The sequence below is a fragment of the Paenibacillus hodogayensis genome, assembly GCF_039536325.1.
In the GTDB taxonomy this organism is placed as follows: Bacteria; Bacillota; Bacilli; order Paenibacillales; family NBRC-103111; genus Paenibacillus_AB; species Paenibacillus_AB hodogayensis.
This window is the reverse complement of sequence record NZ_BAAAYO010000006.1, coordinates 149,151-167,519: the sequence shown is the minus strand read 5'-3', so window position 1 is coordinate 167,519 and position 18,369 is coordinate 149,151. Positions and strand designations below refer to the sequence as shown.

15 protein-coding genes are annotated in these 18,369 nt (G+C 59.7%); all 15 read left to right on the top strand.

The window, feature by feature from the left end; all coding sequences use genetic code 11:
• Positions 1-4: 4 nt before the first annotated feature.
• The 15 genes from ABD796_RS11900 (at position 5) to ABD796_RS11830 (ending at position 18,021) form a co-directional block, all read left to right on the top strand.
• On the top strand, positions 5-2,395 hold the full coding sequence (locus ABD796_RS11900; protein WP_344907863.1) for a 3-hydroxyacyl-CoA dehydrogenase/enoyl-CoA hydratase family protein: 2,391 nt from the start codon (positions 5-7) through the stop codon (positions 2,393-2,395).
• Between the two features lie 152 nt (positions 2,396-2,547).
• Entirely contained in the window at positions 2,548-3,732 is a 1,185-nt protein-coding gene (locus ABD796_RS11895; RefSeq protein WP_344907860.1) for an acetyl-CoA C-acyltransferase, read from the top strand.
• A 15-nt stretch (positions 3,733-3,747) separates the two neighbouring features.
• Positions 3,748-5,523, top strand: coding sequence for an acyl-CoA dehydrogenase family protein (locus ABD796_RS11890; protein ID WP_344907857.1), 1,776 nt, complete (start codon positions 3,748-3,750; stop codon positions 5,521-5,523).
• 80 nt (positions 5,524-5,603) lie between these two features.
• A complete protein-coding gene (locus tag ABD796_RS11885; protein ID WP_344907854.1) occupies positions 5,604-6,053 on the top strand; it encodes a PaaI family thioesterase in 450 nt (149 codons plus the stop codon).
• 156 nt (positions 6,054-6,209) lie between these two features.
• A complete protein-coding gene (gene yhfH / locus ABD796_RS11880; protein WP_344908936.1) occupies positions 6,210-6,398 on the top strand; it encodes a protein YhfH in 189 nt (62 codons plus the stop codon).
• A 397-nt stretch (positions 6,399-6,795) separates the two neighbouring features.
• On the top strand, positions 6,796-8,493 hold the full coding sequence (locus ABD796_RS11875; RefSeq protein ID WP_344907851.1) for a polysaccharide deacetylase family protein: 1,698 nt from the start codon (positions 6,796-6,798) through the stop codon (positions 8,491-8,493).
• A gap of 275 nt (positions 8,494-8,768) precedes the next feature.
• Complete coding sequence (locus tag ABD796_RS11870) at positions 8,769-9,626, top strand: ABC transporter permease (RefSeq protein ID WP_379120368.1); 858 nt, start codon at positions 8,769-8,771, stop codon at positions 9,624-9,626.
• A 13-nt stretch (positions 9,627-9,639) separates the two neighbouring features.
• On the top strand, positions 9,640-10,527 hold the full coding sequence (locus ABD796_RS11865; RefSeq protein ID WP_344907845.1) for a carbohydrate ABC transporter permease: 888 nt from the start codon (positions 9,640-9,642) through the stop codon (positions 10,525-10,527).
• A 172-nt stretch (positions 10,528-10,699) separates the two neighbouring features.
• Positions 10,700-11,791 (top strand): alanine racemase, encoded by a 1,092-nt coding sequence (locus tag ABD796_RS11860; protein ID WP_344907842.1) that lies wholly within the window; start codon positions 10,700-10,702, stop codon positions 11,789-11,791.
• A gap of 63 nt (positions 11,792-11,854) precedes the next feature.
• Positions 11,855-12,247, top strand: a complete 393-nt coding sequence (locus ABD796_RS11855) for a RidA family protein (RefSeq protein ID WP_344907839.1) — start codon at positions 11,855-11,857, stop codon at positions 12,245-12,247.
• A 1-nt stretch (position 12,248) separates the two neighbouring features.
• On the top strand, positions 12,249-13,562 hold the full coding sequence (locus tag ABD796_RS11850) for a M20 family metallopeptidase (RefSeq protein WP_344907836.1): 1,314 nt from the start codon (positions 12,249-12,251) through the stop codon (positions 13,560-13,562).
• A 4-nt stretch (positions 13,563-13,566) separates the two neighbouring features.
• Positions 13,567-15,051, top strand: coding sequence for a M81 family metallopeptidase (locus ABD796_RS11845; protein WP_344907833.1), 1,485 nt, complete (start codon positions 13,567-13,569; stop codon positions 15,049-15,051).
• 27 nt (positions 15,052-15,078) lie between these two features.
• Positions 15,079-16,398 (top strand): aspartate aminotransferase family protein, encoded by a 1,320-nt coding sequence (locus ABD796_RS11840; RefSeq protein ID WP_344907830.1) that lies wholly within the window; start codon positions 15,079-15,081, stop codon positions 16,396-16,398.
• Positions 16,399-16,400: 2 nt separating this feature from the next.
• Entirely contained in the window at positions 16,401-17,159 is a 759-nt protein-coding gene (locus tag ABD796_RS11835) for an SDR family NAD(P)-dependent oxidoreductase (RefSeq protein ID WP_344907827.1), read from the top strand.
• A gap of 82 nt (positions 17,160-17,241) precedes the next feature.
• Positions 17,242-18,021 carry an IclR family transcriptional regulator gene (locus ABD796_RS11830; RefSeq protein WP_344907824.1) on the top strand — a complete coding sequence of 260 codons (780 nt, stop codon included), beginning with the start codon at positions 17,242-17,244 and terminating at the stop codon, positions 18,019-18,021.
• Positions 18,022-18,369: the final 348 nt, after the last annotated feature.

Sequence of the window (18,369 nt, the reverse complement as noted above, 5' to 3'; positions counted from 1 at the left end):
AGCGATGAGAACGATCCGTACGGCGGCGGTAATCGGCTCGGGCGTCATGGGCGCCGGCATTGCCGCGCATCTGGCGAATGCGGGCGTCCGGGTCCGGCTGCTCGACCGCGTGCCCGAACGTTTGACTGCGCAGGAGGAAGCCGCCGGCCGAAGTCTGGAGCATCCGGATGTCCGCAACCGGCTGGCGGCCGATGCGCTGGCGCGTCTATCCCGGACGAATCCGGCGCCTTTCTATGACGAACGCTACGCGTCCCGCATCGAGCCGGGAAACGTCGAGGACGAATGGGAACGGCTGGCGGAGGCGGACTGGATCATCGAGGCGATCACCGAGCGGCTGGAGCTGAAGCAGGCGCTTCTGGCCCGACTCGAAGCCGTATGGACGCCTGGCGCCGTCGTCAGCTCCAATACGTCGGGCATCTCGATCGAGGCGATGGCGCAATCGGTCGGCGAGCCGATGCGGCGCCACTTTCTGGGTACGCATTTTTTCAATCCGCCGCGCTATATGCCGCTCGTCGAGCTTATTCCGGGCGCAGCGACGGAAGCGGGCATCGTGGCCGAGATGAAGGAATGGCTCGAAATCCGGCTCGGCAAAGGGGTCGTAGTGGCCAAGGATACGCCGAATTTCATCGCCAACCGGATCGGTACGTTCGGCCTGCTTGCGACGCTCTCGCTCATGGCGGAGAAGGGCTATTCGGTTGAGGAGATCGACGCCGTCACCGGGCCGGCGCTCGGCCGCCCGAAGAGCGCGACGTTTCGCACGCTCGATCTGGTCGGTCTGGACACGTTCGTGCATGTGGCGGACAACGTGGCCGGCCGGGCGGTTGATCCGGAGGAGAGGCGGGCTTTTGCCGTCCCGGCGATTTTGACCGATCTCGTAAGTCGGGGATGGCTCGGGGAGAAGAGCGGGCAGGGCTATTACAAAAAAGTGAAATCGGACCAGGGCAGTCGTATCCTCGCCCTCGATCCGGCCGCGATGGACTACCGCCCGGCGCAGACGATCCGTTCGGCTTCGCTCGACGCGGCGAAGGCGGCCAATGGCGCCGCCGCCAAATGCAGGGCGCTGCTGTCCGGCGGCGACCGGTATTCGCAGCTCGCTTGGGACGTGCTCAAGCGGACGCTGGCGTACGCCGCCGACAAGGCGTTCGAGATCGCGGATTCGATCGCCGACGTAGACAAAGCGATGCGGCTCGGCTTCAATTGGGAGCTCGGTCCGTTCGAATTGTGGGACGCGATCGGGCTGCGGCAATCGGCGGCGAGGATGGACGCCGAAGGCGTGGCGCTTCCGGAATGGGTAACAAACTGGCTGGCGGAGGGCAACGAGACGTTCTATTCGCGTCGAGAAGGGGCGCTGCTTTACGCTCATAACGGCGACCGGGCAGTATGGCGCGAGCCGCCGGAGCACCTATCGCTGCGCGCGCTCAAGTCCGCGGGCCGTACCGTCCTGTCCAACGGAGGAGCGAGTCTCGTCGATATCGGGGAGGAGGTCGCCTGCCTGGAGTTCCATTCGCCGAACAATGCGATCGGAGCGGACATTCTCGGCTTGATCCGCAGCAGCGTCGAGGAGGTCAGGCGCAATTACCGGGGGCTCGTCATCGCCAACGAAGGGCGCAACTTCTGCGTCGGCGCGAATCTGATGCTGCTGCTGATGGAAGCGCAGGAAGAGGAATGGGACGAAGTGGACCGCATCATCCGGCTGTTCCAGACGGCGATGCTGGAATTGAAAAGGCTGGAGAAGCCGGTCGTAGCCGCGCCGCACCGGATGACGCTCGGCGGCGGGGTCGAGGCATGCATGGCGGCGGACCGGGTCGTCGCCCATGCCGAGACGTATTACGGGCTCGTGGAGGCGGGCGTCGGCCTGATTCCGGCCGGTGGCGGCACGAAAGAGATGGCGCTGCGCGCCGCGTTGTCGGCCGGCGCGGACGGGGAGCTGCAAACGGCCGTGAACCGGGCGTTTGAGACGATCGGGATGGCGAAGGTGTCTGGCAGCGCCCCCGATGCGCAGTGGCTCGGGCTGCTGCGGGGGACGGACCGCTCGGTCATGAGCCGGGACCGGCAGCTGTATGAAGCGAGGCGCGCTGTGCTGGAGCTGGAGCGGGACGGCTTGGACGCCCCCGGGGACAGCTTGATCCGGGTCGTCGGCCGCGAAGGCAAGGCGGTACTGCAACTGGCGGCTTTGACGATGCGGGAGGGCGGGTATATCAGCGAGCACGATTGCAAAATCGCCGGCAAGCTGGCCCATGTGCTGTCCGGCGGGGATGTCCCCGCGGGGGCTGCCGTATCCGAACGGTATTTGCTCGATCTGGAGCGCGAGGCGTTCCTGAGCTTGTGCGGCGAGCCGAAGACAAGGGCGCGGATGCAGCATATGCTGGCCAAGGGCAAGCCGCTGCGCAATTAAAGCCGGACTGTCGGAGCGGCGGTTCGCGCCAGGGCGGGATTGTCATACGTATCCCCGGAACTTCGACGGGGATACCGTAAGCTACGGGGCGGCCGGCAGTCGCCAATAGCTGCCGCTACCGTTCCCGGGCGCGGGAGAGGAGGCGATGCGTGATGGAAGAAGCGGTCATCGTGTCGGCGGCGCGGACCGCCGTCGGACGGGGAAAGCGGGGCGCGCTGGCGCATACGCGGGCTGAGGATTTGGGCAAATGCGTGCTGGAGGCGGCGATCGAGAGGACTCCGGGACTCGGGAAGGAGCAGATCGACGATATCGTTATCGGCTGCGCCATGCCGGAGGGCGAGCAGGGGCTCAATTTCGCCCGGACAATGGCGCTCTACGCCGGCTTTCCGGTTGCGGTCCCGGCGATTACGGTCAACCGGTTTTGCTCCTCCGGCTTGCAGGCGATCGCCTATGCGGCGGAGCGGATCATGCTCGGTTATGCGGAGGCCGTCATTGCCGGCGGGGTGGAGAGCATGAGCCATATTCCAATGACCGGCTTCAAGCTGTCCCCACATCCGGATCTTGTCGAGCGGATGCCGGAAGTGTACATGAGTATGGGGCATACGGCCGAGAAGGTTGCGACGCGCTACGGCATCACCCGCGAAGAGCAGGACCGGTTCGCTCTGGAAAGCCACCGCAAAGCGCACGCGGCGCAGGCTGCCGGGAAATTCGCCGCAGAGATCGTGCCGGTACGGACGAAGATTGACGGCTACGATGCGGAGGCGGGCGCGTGGACCAAGCCGATCGTCTTCGAGGCGGACGAATGCATCCGGCCGGAGACGACGCTTGACGCTTTGTCCCGGCTCAAGCCGGCATTCTCGGCCGGGGGGACGGTTACGGCCGGCAACGCCTCGCCGGTCAGTGACGGGGCGGCCGCGCTGACCGTGATGAGCCGCAGCGGGGCGGAACGGCTCGGCTTGAGGCCGCTTGCGGCTTTTCGCGGCTTTGCGGTAGCGGGGGTGGAGCCGGAGGTGATGGGCATCGGTCCGGTGGAGGCGATTCCGAAAGCATTGAAGCTGGTGGGACTCGGCAAGGACGATATCGCCTTGTACGAAATCAACGAGGCGTTTGCCTCGCAATGCATCCAGGTGATTCGCCAGCTCGAGCTCGATCCGGAGAAGGTCAACGTGAACGGCGGGGCGATCGCGCTCGGCCATCCGCTCGGCTGCACGGGCGCCAAGCTGGCCGCCACGCTGATCGGCGAGCTGGGGCGGCGGGGAGGCGGCTACGGCGTGGTGTCGATGTGTATCGGCGGCGGGATGGGCGCGGCCGGCGTATTCGAAGTATACGGCGAATGAGGGGAGGCTGACGGGATGACGGCGTGGGTGAAGGGCGGCAGCTTTGTTGTGGAATCGATCTCATGGGAGTCGACCATGACGCCGGAGGATTTGAGCGAGGAGCAGGTCATGATTGCGGACGCGGCCGAGCATTTTATCGACAGCGAGGTGCTGCCGCGCGACGGTGAGCTGGAGAAGCTCGATTACAAGTTGACCGTGGAGCTGATCGGCAAGGCGGGGTCCTTGGGGTTGCTCGGCGTGGACGTTCCCGAACGGTACGGGGGGCTCGGTCTCGATAAAGTCAGCTCGACGCTCATCAGCGAGAAGCTGGCCAAAGGCTCGTCGTTCGCCTTATCGGTCGGCGCCCACGTCGGCATCGGCACGCTGCCGATCGTGTTTTTCGGAACGCCCGAGCAGAAGCGGACCTATTTGCCGGACTTGGCCGACGGCACGAAGATTGCCGCCTATTGTCTGACCGAGCCTTCCTCCGGTTCCGACGCGCTCGGCGCGAAGACGACGGCAACGCTGTCTGCCGACCGGACGCATTATGTGCTGAATGGGGCGAAGCAGTTTATTACGAACGCCGGTTTTGCCGATCTGTTTATTGTCTATGCGAAAATCGACGGCAAGCAGTTTTCCGCCTTTATCGTCGAACGAACGATGGAAGGGGTGAGCATCGGGCCGGAAGAGAAGAAGATGGGCATTAAAGGCTCGTCCACCTGCCCGCTCATTCTCGATCAGGTGCGCGTCCCGGCGGCCAATCTGCTGGGAGAGCCGGGCAAGGGACACGTTATCGCTTTCAATATATTGAATATCGGACGGTTCAAGCTGGCGGCGGGCTGTCTCGGGGCGGCCAAGGAGGCGATCGGGCTTAGCGCCGCATATGCCGCGGAACGGACGCAATTCGGCAAGCCGATCGCTTCCTTCCCGCTGATCGGGGAGAAGCTGGCGGATATGAACATTGCCGCTTATGTGCTGGAGAGCATGGTGTACCGCACGGCGGGTCTGATCGATTCGGCGCTGCAAACGATCGATCACGACAGCGAGCAGGCCGGCATACAGTCGGCCAAAGGCATCGCCGAATATGCGCTGGAATGCTCGATCAACAAGGTGTTCGGCACGGAGGCGCTCGATTTCGTCGCCGACGAAGGCGTGCAAATTCACGGCGGCTACGGATACATTCAGGAATACAAAATCGAACGGATTTACCGCGATTCGCGCATTAACCGCATTTTCGAAGGGACGAACGAAATCAACCGGCTGCTCATCCCCGGAACGCTGCTGAAAAAAGCGATGAAGGGCGAGCTGCCGCTGATGGAGCATGCCGGGAAAGTTCAGGCCAAAATGCTCGAGCCGATGGAACGGGACGCATCAGGGGAGCGGTTTGCGGCCGAACGCCAGCTTCTCTCCACCGCCAAGCAAATCTTTTTGCTGGTCGGCGGGCAAGCGGTGCAGACGTACGGCTTGGCGCTGGAAGAGGAACAGGAGGTGCTCGCCCGCTTGTCGGATATGATGATCCGGCTGTACGCCATGGAGAGCGCCCTGCTCCGAGCGGAGAAAATATCGGCTCGCTCCGGGTCCGGAAAGGGTGAGCTGGCGGCCGCCATGGCGAGCGTCTACGCGCACGAAGCGTTTGCGCTGCTCGAGCTGGATGCCAGGCAGGCCGTGGCGGCGATGGCGGACGGGGATCTGCTTGCCCTTCAGCTATCCGTTCTGCGGAAATGGACCCGCCATACGCCGCCGGACACGATCCGGCTGAAGCGGCAAATCGCCGACAGGGTGAAGGACGCGGCGCGCTACGTCGTGCAATAGACTGGAAGTGACGCGGGAACCGGCCGCCACAAGGATGGGCGATCCGGCCGGGCCGGCGGCAATTGGAGGGAACGAAAAGCATGACGGACAGCGATCTGGAGCGATTCGTGAGCAGGCTGGCGCAAGCGGCAGCAGGCACGTTTTGGGAGGAGCTCGGCTGCGAGCTGGAGCATATCGAGCCCGGCAGGACGGTCATCGTTCTGGAGGCCGGGGCCCGTCATCTGAACGGTATCGGCATGCTGCATGGCGGAGTGCATGCATCCTTGCTGGACCAGGCGATGGGCATTACGGCCATGGCGGCCAGGCCGGACGACAAAGTCGTCACGAGCCATTTGAACATCCACTATTTGTTTCCCCTGGCACCGGGTAAAGTGACTGTTTCGGCTGAGCTGATCCATCAAACGCGGCGGATGCTGACCGTTTCCGGCAAAGTCGAGGATTGTCAAGGGCGGATTGGCTCGTGGGGCAGCGGCTCCTTCCGCGTATTGGCCGACGATGCGCCGAAGGACGGGAAAGGACCGCAAGTATAACCGTGACCGTGCCGTCGGCGCGGTTTTTTTCTATTTGACGGGACAAAGGCGGATAGGGGCAAAAAATGTTTCGCAATTCCAAGAATGTTGTTATATAATAATGATACAAATAATAATCTGTAATAGTACAATGCGAGGAAAGGTGTGAACGGCCCGATGCTGCCCAAGGTTAACCAATTTTTCGACACGCTCCCGCAGAAGCATTGCTGTAAATGCGGTTCCGCGATGGAGGAGCTGTCGGAGTGCTACACGCACATCTGTCAGGAATGCAGCAGGGATAGCGTCTACCCGCTGTCGTTCAAGCCGGACCCGAAGTATAGTCCGCAAGCAAGGTATACTTCCTGATCAAGCAGCGGAGGGACATTCGTTCCTTCGTTGTTTTTTTAATCCCTATTAAGTTGAACGAAGTAACTTCAAGGAAAGGGCGAGTGCAATGGAGAAAGGGAATGGCCTTGCAGCGAGTTTTGGCTTTCAACTCCAATCCGCTGAATCTTTTTCCATCCAGGAGTTGAAAACAACATGTCTGAGCAGCAAGGCCATCCCTTTCGGAATGTAACGGACTTCCAATCATGCGTTCGACTTAAATAGACCGGACGATCCGCATTTTTCTTGTTGCTCCGATGCCCGACATGTGTTACCATCGTTGTGCCCCTTATTAAATACATGTATAATACAGATTATAAACATGCCGGGGCGATAGCCGCTCGCATGCGTCGGTCAAATCGAGGAGGAGAAGAATGTCATGACATCGTTAGCGAAGATTGCCGTACTGTATGATCGGGAAGCCGTTTCGACGCTGCACCGGTTTGGTTTGAATGCGTTCGGACATTATGCGGGCGAGGTGTTGGCCCACGCGGGAATGAGTTATGCGGCGTACGAAGACATCGCTGAGGCAACGGCGAGCGATTGCGACGTGCTGCTTGTCGCGGCAGCCGCGGAAGACCGCCAGACGGTTGACTATTTAACCGCTTACATGGAACGTGGAGGGCTCGTATTCAACTGCGCGGGCTTGAACGCTCTGGGCGTCAAGCTCGGATACGGCAAAGCCGCGGAATTGTCCGCCGGATATGCCGGGGATGCGGGTGCGGCCGGCAGCGATGTGCCGCTGCGCTTTTTGCGGGCAGTTCCGTGGCAGCCGGTCCGGGACGATCGCACGCTTCCAATTGCCGAGAAAGGTGTCATAACCCGCTTCTCCCCCGACGGAGCGCAGGCCGGAGCGGCGCTTCAATCGTTCCCGGTCGGAGCCGGCAAGCTGTACCGCTGGTCCGTCGATATCTGGGATACGATCGTACGGATGCAGCAGGGTAAAGGCCCGGTGCTCGAGGACGGAGAGCCGGCGCCGGACGGCACCGGGGCGGTGAACGACGATATTCTCAAGGCTGACGATCAGGCGGCGATGGATTGGGACTTGGACCGCCGGACGACGGAGACGGGGATGCTTTATTTTGCCCATCCGTATGCGGACCTATGGAGGGAAGCGTTCCTTGGGTCCCTGCTGGAAGCGATCGTGGCGACCGGAAAAACGCTGCCGTTCGTCGGCCCGTATCCGGACGGAATTACGCACGTGTTCATGATGTCCCACGATAGCGATATAAACCGGGACGAACATGCGCTCCAAACGCTGGAGCTGATGAAGGAACTGGATATGCGGACGACGTGGTGCATGCTGGAGCCTGGATATGGAAAACCTATCTACGATCTGGTGAAAGCGGCCGGTCACGAGCTGGCGTTTCACTATAACGGCCTGCAGGCCCAGCAGGGCGTCTGGTCCGAGGAAGCGTTCGCGCGGCAGCTGCAATGGCTGAAGGAGGCGGCCGGACTGACGGAAGTGACCTCCAACAAAAACCATTATACTCGCTTCGAAGGCTGGGGCGAGCTGTTCGAATGGTGCGAGCGGCATGGCATCGCCGCCGACCAGACGCGCGGACCGAGCAAGAAGGGCAATGTCGGGTTTCTGTTCGGCACGTGCCATCCATACTTCCCGATCGCTTGGGCGAACGACGGCAACCGGATGTACGACGTGCTGGAGACGAGCTTTCTGACACAGGATCTGGAGCTGCCGACGTTATCCGACAATTCCGTCATCCGGCCGTTTCTGGAGCAGGTGAAGCGCGTAGGCGGGGTGGCTCACTTCCTTTACCACCAGGTGCATATCCATACCAGGGAAGCGGTGCGGGATTCGATCCGGCTTTTGGTGGGAGAAGCGCGTCAACTCGGTTTTGAATTTTGGACAGGGAAAAAAGTGAACGATTGGGAGCGGTACCGGAGAACGTTAAGCGCTACCATTTCCCAAGATGGAACCCTTCGTTTGGAAGGTCCTTCGTCCAGTCACGACATCGTCGTCTATATTCCCGCAGTTCCAGACGCCACAGGCGATTGCGGCGATGGGACGGTTGAGCTGCACGGCATCCCCTGCCACAAAAAGGTAATGCGGATATGAGTTCGCCAAGTTCGCAGCCCATGTCGTAATAAAGACCAATTAAAGACGTATTTTGCGTCATGCAAGTCTTGTAATCGGAAATCATTACGAATATCATTGTAAGTATGGGGTAGTCTTGTAAACGCTTAACCGTTTCGACATGAAATTACGACCAAAACAGGAGGAATGCAGGAGTGAAGACTGGTCATGTTGCAACAGGTAGCGCGGACAATGGCTTGAAACATCGTTTTCGACTTATAGGCAAGGCGCTGAATCGCTACAAATGGTTTTACCTGATGATGCTGCCCGGCGTGCTGTACTACATTATTTACCAGTACATCCCGATGGGCGGTCTGATGATCGCTTTTCAGAAGTACAATTTGAGCAAGGGCATTACGGGAAGCGATTGGGTCGGATTCGACAATTTCCGAACCGTTTTTTCGTCTCCGGATTTTTTCAGCATTATCCGCAATACGCTTCTGATCAGCTTGTACCGGATTTTATTCAATATGATTCCGGACGTGCTGCTGGCGCTTATCTTGAACGAAATCCGGCTGGAATGGTTTAAACGGGCGATTCAAACGATTACGTACGGTCCGTACTTCTTGTCGTGGATTATCGTATACGGTCTCGTATTCTCTTTCCTGGCTCCGGATGCCGGATTGATTAGCACCTGGTGGCGCGATCATACCGGCGAGACTCTGAACCTGCTGACCGATAAGGATTGGTTCAGACCGATTTTGATTTTGACCGATATTTGGAAAAGCACCGGCTACGGCGCCATCATTTATTTGGCAGCCCTCGCTACTATCAACAACGAGCTGTACGAGGCGGCCGTCGTGGATGGAGCGGGGCGTTGGCGGCAAATATGGCATATTACGCTGCCGGGCATCCGCGAAGTTTTCGTTCTTCTGCTGATTTTGCGCATCGGCCACATTTTGGACGCCGGCTTCGAGCAGGTGTACATTTTCTTGAACGCACGGGTGTACGAGGTTGGGGATATTATCGATACGTGGGTATTCCGACGCGGTATCGAGCAGCTCGACTTTAGCGTCGCTTCGGCAGTCGGCTTCTTCAAATCCGTCATCGGATTTGCATTGGTCGTTTCCGCGAACAAGATTTCCAAAAAACTCGGCGGGTCCGGAATCTGGTAGGAGGTCCAAAACAATGTCATTTATACTCAAAAAAACAAAATCCGACTATGTCGTCGATTTTCTCATCTATTTGGCCATGACTTTGTTCGGGCTTGCTACGCTGTTCCCGCTCTATTATGTATTCGTCATGTCCATTACGCCGATCGCGGAAGTGCTGCGCAACGGCGGGTTCGTCATCTGGCCCGAGCAAGTGACGATGGATGCGTACAAGTTCGTATTCAGCAGCAACCGGATTCCGACCGCTTTGTGGGTATCCATCCGGGTTACGCTGATCGGCACGTTCTGTAACTTGCTTATCACCACCTTTTTGGCTTATCCGTTGTCCAAACGGTTTCTGCCCGGACGGAATATCGTCCTGATGGGCATCGTCTTCACGATGCTGTTCTCCGGAGGACTGATTCCGCTTTATATCGTGGTGAAGGAGACCCATTTGCTGAATACGATCTGGGCGCTCATCATTCCGGGACTCGTCTCCTCCTTCAATATGCTCATCATGAAGACGTATTTCGAGAACTTGCCGGCCGAGATCGAGGAAGCCGCGAAGGTCGACGGCTGCAGCGACGTGCAGACGCTGTTCCGCATCGTGCTTCCGCTGTCGATGCCGATTATGGCTACGCTCGGCTTGTTCTACGGAGTCGGCCACTGGAACGCCTACTTCAACGGGATCATGTACTTGACCGACAAGGAATTGATGCCGATCCAGGTCGTGCTGCGGAATATGATCGTCTCGCCGAGCGTCAGCTCCGAGCTGAACGTCAACGCCAGCGAGATCAACCAACTGCCGCCGGAAACGATCAAGATGGCGACCGTGGTCGTGGCGATTTTGCCGATATTGATCGTGTATCCATTCCTGCAAAAGTATTTCGTCAAAGGAATGCTGCTTGGCTCCATTAAAGGATAAGGGAGTCGCCGCAAAGCCTGTTCGGTACCTTTTGGTGCCGACAGGCTTTTTTCTATTTAGAAAAAGTTTTTCTTGATGTGAAAGTTTCGCTGTGATACGATGATCGCGAAAAGCGTTATTCGACTCGAAACGAGCCGGAGCGCGTCAACCTATTGGGGAGTGGATCGAAGCCATGGAGCAGTGGGATACTCCATCCGTCCTGATCGATTTGGACGTCTTGGACCGCAATTTACGTGAAACGGCAAATGCGGCGGCTAGAGCGGGAGTGCGCTTGAGACCGCATACAAAGACGCATAAAAGCGTCTGGATTGCCAAGGAGCAGCTCCGTTACGGAGCCTGCGGCATTACGGTGGCGAAGCTCGGCGAAGCGGAAGTGATGGCCGAAGCCGGCATCGAGGACATTCTGATCGCGTTCCCGGTAATCGGCGCGCCGAAGCTGGAGCGGCTCGCCCGCCTGCTCGACAAAGCCAAGATTACGCTCAGCACCGACGATCTCGACGTGGCCCGGCAGCTTTCCTCGTTCGGCACGAGCATTAACCGCGACATTTTGCTGTACGTCGATGTGAACACCGGTCTGAACCGCTGTGGCAAGGAGCCCGGCGAGCAATCGGCGGAGCTGATCAAGCAGATCGCGCAGCTGCCGAACATCCGCGTAACGGGCCTGATGACCCACTCCGGACACGCTTACGGCTTTAACGACGACGCGGCTCTCCGCGAGATCGCCAAGCAGGAGGCGGAAAGCCTGCTGCTCACCAAGCGCAAGGCCGAGGAAGCCGGCATCGTCATCGAGGAGGTCAGCGTGGGGTCCACGCCGACGTCGAAATACGTAGCGGATGTTGCGGGCATGGGCGTTACGGAAATGCGTCCGGGCGCTTACGTGTTCGGCGACGGCACGCAGTGGACGATGGGCCTGATCGGGCAGGAGCAGCTGGCGATGACCATCGTTGCGACGGTCGTCGGACGTCCGCGTCCGGGCACGATCATCATCGACTCGGGCACGAAGACGCTCAGCAGCGACGTAAGCAAGTACCATGCCGGCTACGGACATATTCTCGGTCACGAGGATGCGATCATCGAGCGGCTGAGCGAAGAGCACGGCATCGTGACGGTCCCGGACAACAGCGTTTTCGAGATCGGGCAGCAGGTGCAGATCGTGCCGAACCATTGCTGTGTCGTCACCAACCTGCACGACCGTTTGCTCGGCGTGCGAGGCGGACGTTTCGAGAAATGGATGACCGTCGATGCAAGAGGACGGGTACGCTAATAACGCGCTTGTACGGAATAATATCAATTCATTACTTATACGACGAAGGGATGTTAACCTATCATGTCTATTGAAATCAAAGCTCCCAAAGCTCCGCAATTTCCGCTTCCGTTCTCGCACGCGCTGCGCGCCGGCGATTTCGTTTACGTCTCCGGCCAGGTCGGAGTCAATCCCGAGACGCTCGAAATCGTCGGTTCGACGATCGAGGAGCAGACGGTGCAATGCATCCGCAACTTGGAGACGATCCTGGAGGCGGCGGGTCTGACGCTGGATCATGTGATCAAGGCGAACGCCCACCTGTCCAACGGAGCCGACATTCCCGCCTACAATAAAGCGTACGAAACGATGTTCAGCAAGCCGTACCCGACAAGAACGACCGTCGTAAGCGGCATCGGCACTTATTTGATCGAGATCGACGTCATCGCTTACGCTCCAACCCGCAGAGGAGAAGGCTAACATGGACCGCAGCGCGATCTCTGCACGAATCGGGCAATGGATCGAGGGGCACAAGGCGGAATCCGCCGCCTTGGCCTCGCAGCTGGTCCGGATTCCGAGCGTGAATCACCCTCCAGTTGGAAATGAACTCGCTTACCAGTCTTTTTTTGCCGATCGATTGCGTGATCTTGGGGCGGACGTGACCATGTACGATCTGGCCGATATTGCCGGATTGACCGAGCATCCCGCTTATATGAAGGGGCGCGACTATACGAACCGTCCCAATGTGCACGGACAGTTCCCGGGCAGCGGGGAAGGACGTTCGCTCGTCTTCTCCGGTCATGGCGACACGGTATATGAGGGCACGGAGCCTTGGCAGGACGGCCCGTTCGAAGGGACGATCCGCGACGGCCGGTTGTACGGCCGTGGCTCTTACGATATGAAGGGCGGCATGGCGGCAGCGATGGAGGCGGTTCGCTGTCTGCAGGATGCCGGAATTCGGCTGAAGGGCGACGTCTTCATCGAGAGCGTCGTCGACGAGGAGCATGGCGGGGCGAACGGCACGCTGGCCGGACGACTGGCAGGCGTCAATCCCGACATGGCGATCATCCCCGAACCGACGAATCTCGTTCCGTATCCTGCTCATTTGGGCGGAGGCATATGGAAGGCCGAGTTTTCCGGAAAGAGCGGCATTGGCTTTAACGGCGAGGAACTGATCAGCGCGCTTGACGCCACGGTCGCTTTTGCCATGCTGCTGCAAAAGTTCGCCGCCAGACTGAACGAGCTGGTCGAGCCGCATCCGCTTTGGAGCGAATCGGGCCGGGCTCTGGAGGTCGTCGTCTTGTCGATCCTTTCCGGCGACACGAAGCGAGAGCTGCAGGAGAAGCTGCCGGCGGACGGCAAGCTCAATTTTTGGATCGAAGGCTACCCGGGCATGACCGAAGAGCAAATTCTTTCCATGCTGTGGGCGTATTACGAAAGCGAATTGCCAAATTACCCGATATTGGCCAAATGCCGTCCGCGCATAACGCCGCTCATCCGCTACTTGTCCGGCAGCGAGATGCCGGCCGGCGAGCCGACCGATACGTTTCTGGAGACGGTCAACCGGACGGGCACGACCGCTCTGGAGCGGGAACCGGCTCCGCGCAAAGGTTCGCCGTTCGCTTGCGACGGCTTTATGTTCAATCTGCACAGTCCGACTCCGGCGCTCGTTCTTGGTCCGTCCGGCTCCAATGCCCACGCCGCCGACGAGTACATGGAGCTGGACAGCTACTACAAGCTTATCCGCTGGTTTGCCGAGATCATGGTCGACTGGTGCGGAACGGAAGGGGAATGATCTTATGGCAGAGCGGTCTGCGAACGAAGTGGCCAAGATCGGCGTCATCGGCGTCGTTCACGAAACGAATACTTTTGCTCCCGGCTTGACCGGACTGGACGCCTTCCGGAAAGACTGGATCGTCGGCAAGGAAGCGTTCTGCGAGCGGTACACCGGTACGAAAACGTCGATGGGCGGCGTGATCGCCGCCTGTCAGGAGTTGGGTGCGGAGCTATTCCCCGGCTTTTATACGCAAGCGACGCCGAGCGGCTTGGTAACCGACGAGGCGTTCGGCGCGATCGTCGACGGCATGGTCGATTCGATCGAGCCCGGCATCGACGGCCTTGTCGTCATCCTGCACGGAGCGATGGTCGCCGCCTCGTATCCCGACGCTGAAGGCGAAATTTTGCGCAGAGTGCGCGAGAAGGTCGGCCGCGAGCTGCCGGTCGCCGTCACGCTCGATCTGCACGGCAACATCAGCCCGGAGATGGTCGGGTTTTCCGACCTGACCGTCATTTACGATACGTATCCGCACATCGATCCTTACGAACGGGCGGTCGAAGCGGTTTATTTACTGAACGGCACGGTCAAGGGAGCGATTCGTCCGGTGCAAAAGCTTGTGCATACGCGGATGCTTGTTGCGCCGCAGGCGATGCTGACGTCGTCCGGCGTCATGAAGGAAATGATGGATATCGCGTTCGAGATGGAGAAGGAGCCGGGCGTGCTGAATATCGGCGTTGCCGGCGGGTTTCCTTACAGCGACGTAGCGGATGCGGGGATGACGTTCGTCGTCGTCGTAGACAACGACGCCGCACTTGCCGATAGCTGCGGGAAGAGGCTGCGGGCCGCCGCCTGGGAGCGCCGCGAACGGTTCGTCGTCCGACAGGCCGAAGCCGCCGAAGCGGTGGAGCTTGCCGTACGCCATCCCGAAGGACCGGTTATCTTGATTGAAAGCTCGGACAACGTCGGGGGAGGCTCGCCCGCCGACGCCACGCACCTGCTGCCGCATTTGCTCGCCGCTCCGAAGAAAAGCCTTATTGTTATCCGCGATGAGGAGGCGGTTCGCCAAGCCGCCAAGCTTGGCATTGGCGCCGTGCTGGAGTATGCGATCGGCGGCAAGAGCGACGATGTGCACGGCGAGCCGGTCCTCGTGCGGGGCTTGATCCGCACATTGTTCGACGGCAACTACCGCCATATCGGCGCTTACATGACCGGCCAGTACGCCCGCATGGGACTGACCGCGGTTCTCGAATGCGGCAACGTCACCATCATTTTGACCGAGAAGCGGGTAGCCCCATGGGACCCCGGCCACGTGAAGTTTGTCGGGCTCATTCCGGAGCAGTTCCATATGATCGTGGTCAAGTCTGCGATCGCCTGGAGAACGGCATTCGGCGACATTGCCAAGCATACGATCGAGGTCGACACGCCCGGATGCTGCACGGCCAATCTGCATCGCTTCACGTACACGGCTCTTCAGCGCCCGATTTATCCGCTCGACGAAATTCAATAAACAGACAACGGAGAGGAGCATTTCCTTATGCCTACTTATGACAAATCCCGCGCCAAGCTTGCGGAAGCGAAGCAGGTGCTCGCCGGAGGGGTGGCCAGTACGCTGCGCGGCTCGATGAAGCCGACGCCGCTGTACGTCGAATCGGCTTCCGGCGTCATCGTCAAGGACGTGGACGGCAATGAATATATCGACTATCAGCTCGCTTACGGACCGCTTATTCTCGGTCATGCCCATGCGGGCTTCAACGAAAGAATCGCCAACGCGATGGCCAAAGGCATTACGTACGGCTTGCAGCACGACGGCGAAATCGAGCTGGCCCGCAGGCTGACCGAAGTGCTGCCTTGCGCCGACAAGGTCGTTCTTAGCGGCTCCGGCACCGAGGCGGTCATGCTGGCGCTGCGTCTGTCCCGGGCTTATACAGGCAAGCGGAAGGTCGTCCGCTTCCACGGTCATTACCACGGCTGGTCCGATTCCATCTTCACCTCGTTCCCGAGCCCCGACATGATGCAGAAGGCGACGTCCGCCGCGGCGGACAGCGTTCCTCCGGGCACGAAAGGGCAAAGCGAGCTGAGCTTGCAGGACGTTATCCTGCTGCCGTGGAACGAGCCCGAAGCGCTTGAAGCGGCGCTGCGCGCGAACGCAAGCGACATCGCCGCCGTCATCTCCGAGCCGGTCATGTGCAACTCCGGCTGCATTTTGCCGAAGCCGGGTTATCTGGAGAAAATCCGCGAGCTGACCCGCGAGTTGGGCATCGTCTTCATCATGGATGAAGTCATCACCGGCTTCCGTTTGGGCGCAGGCGGCGCTCACGGCCGCTTCGGCATTACGCCTGACCTCGTTACGGTCGGCAAGGCGCTCGGCGGCGGTATCGCGGTCAGCGCGGTAGGCGGCAGCAAAGAGATTTTCGAGCTGATCGATACGGAGCAAGTGAGCCACCTTGGCACGTTAAACGGCAACGGCGTAGCGACTGCGGCAGGCCTCGCCGTTCTGGAGCTGATGACCGAGAACGACGGCGCGGTTTATGGTACAATGGAAGACAATGCGCTGAAGCTCGTGGGAGGCATCCGTTCGCTCTTCGCCAAGCACGACATTCGCGGCGTGGTGAACCAGATTGGCCCGGTGTTCCATTTCATGTTCATCGACGAAGACGAAGTGAACCATTTCGACACGTTCCAAAAGCGCGATTCCGGCAAATACGCCAAATTCGCGCAGCTGATGCTTGAGGAGGGTGTGCTGGTTCGTCCGAACGGACTGTGGTACATCTCCGCGGTTCACGAGTCGTCCCATATCGACGCGACGCTGCAGGCGATCGACCGCGTCTTCGTGCGGCTGGCGGAGGGGAACTGACCATGAGGCTTTCCGGTAAAGTAGCGATAGTAACGGGCGGCTCGCACGGAATCGGCCAAGCGGTCGCCATCCGGTTTGCCCGCGAAGGGGCCAAAGTCGGCTTGTGCGGCAGAGGGAAGGCGGCGCTGGACGAGACCGTCGCGCTCATCCGCGAAGCGGGCGGCGAAGCGCTGGCGTTCGAGACGGACGTTTCGGACAAAGCGCAGGTCGACCGTCTGGTCGACGGCGTGCTTGGACAATGGGGGCGGCTGGATATTGCCGTCAACAACGCCGGTATTTGCGAAGTGTCCCCTTTCTTGGACATTACCGAGGACCAGTGGGACCGCCATATGAACATTAACCTGAAGGGCGCCTTCCTCGTCAGCCAACGGGCGGCGCGGGAAATGGTCCGTCAAGGCGAAGGCGGCTCGATTATTCAAATGTCGAGCGTCAACGGCATTCAGGCAGAAGCCGATCAGGTTCACTATAATACGACCAAGGGCGGCATGATCAACCTGTCGATGTCGATGGCGCTGGAATTGGCGCCGCACGGCATTCGCGTCAATGCGTTGTGCCCGGGCTTTATCGAGACCCGGCTGACGAAGCCGTTGATCGACAACCCGCCGGCGATCGCAGATTACTTGCGCACGGTCCCGATGAATCGCGTCGGTCAACCGGACGAGATCGCCGCTGCCGCATTGTTCCTGGCTTCGGACGAAGCTTCTTACGTAACCGGCACGACGATGGTCGTCGACGGCGGTCAAGTGATCAAGCTTTCTTGATCTTGACGAATACGGCGGTTGCCCGCGATCGGGGCCGCCCGAGCGACAAGCCGAACCATAGCGCCCGGAGAGGGGGATTCCAATGAAAGAAACCGACAAGCAAGTCGCCACCGTAAAATCAGCCGACCGGGTGCTGGACATATTCGAGCTGTTCGCCGAGCGGCACGATCCGATCAATCTGACCGAGCTGTCCCGGGAGCTGGATATGCCGGCCAGCAGCGCCCACAAGCTGCTGCAAAATTTGCTGGCCCGCGGATACTTGGAGTCCGACAAGCAGGGCAAGACGTTTCGTCTCGGCCATAAACTGTTCGAGATCGGCAGCAAATACGCCCAGCGCACCGACCTTTCCGGGGAATTCCAGCTGGCTGCGCAAAAAATGATCGACGAGCTGAACGAATCGGTTTTCCTGACGATCCGCAACGGCGAGATGGCGCTCTATATCGCCGAGAAGCAGAGCACCCATCCGGTGCGCTTCGTCTCGCATCTCGGCATGCAGCTCCCGCTGCACGCTACGGCGATGGGCAAAGTACTGCTGAGCGGCATGTCCGACGACGAGATCGGGAAGCTGTATCCCGACGGATTGCTCGGCAAGCTGACCGATACGACGATTACCGATTTTGCCGAGCTTATGCGGCAAATCCGCCAAATCCGCGTGGACGGCATCGGCTTCAGCGCGGGGGAATCGGTCCACGGCATCCGCTGTGTGGCCGCGCCGATCTTCGGAGCCCAAGGACAAATCTCCTCCTCGCTCGGCATATCGATGCCGGAATCGCGCTGGGAGCCCGAGATATGGGAGCGGATCAGCCGGGCGGTCGTCCAGGGAGCCAAAGAAATGAGCACGAAGCTGTCCTATATTCCGTAATTCCGACACAAAAAATCGGCAAATGTAGTTTACACGCCGCTTCGGTTCGGCTACGATAGAGGATGACCGGACGAACCGACTGGAGCTTGAAGGCCGGAACGCCGATGACGAACGGCTTGCATACACGTACAAGGACGACGGCCGCGGGCTGCCGGTCCTTGTGCGATTCGCGATCGCGACAGGTACGGCATAGCTCCCTTCATCGGAGTAGGCAGGCAAGATCGTATCCCGACGGGGCGACATTCGCCGGCAGCGAGCCGACGTCTGTCGTTTTTGGCACAAATCATGAAACCGGAAACAAGTACAAGCGCCCAATCGAGTCGTCTTGAAACGGGGGGCTGGCGGATC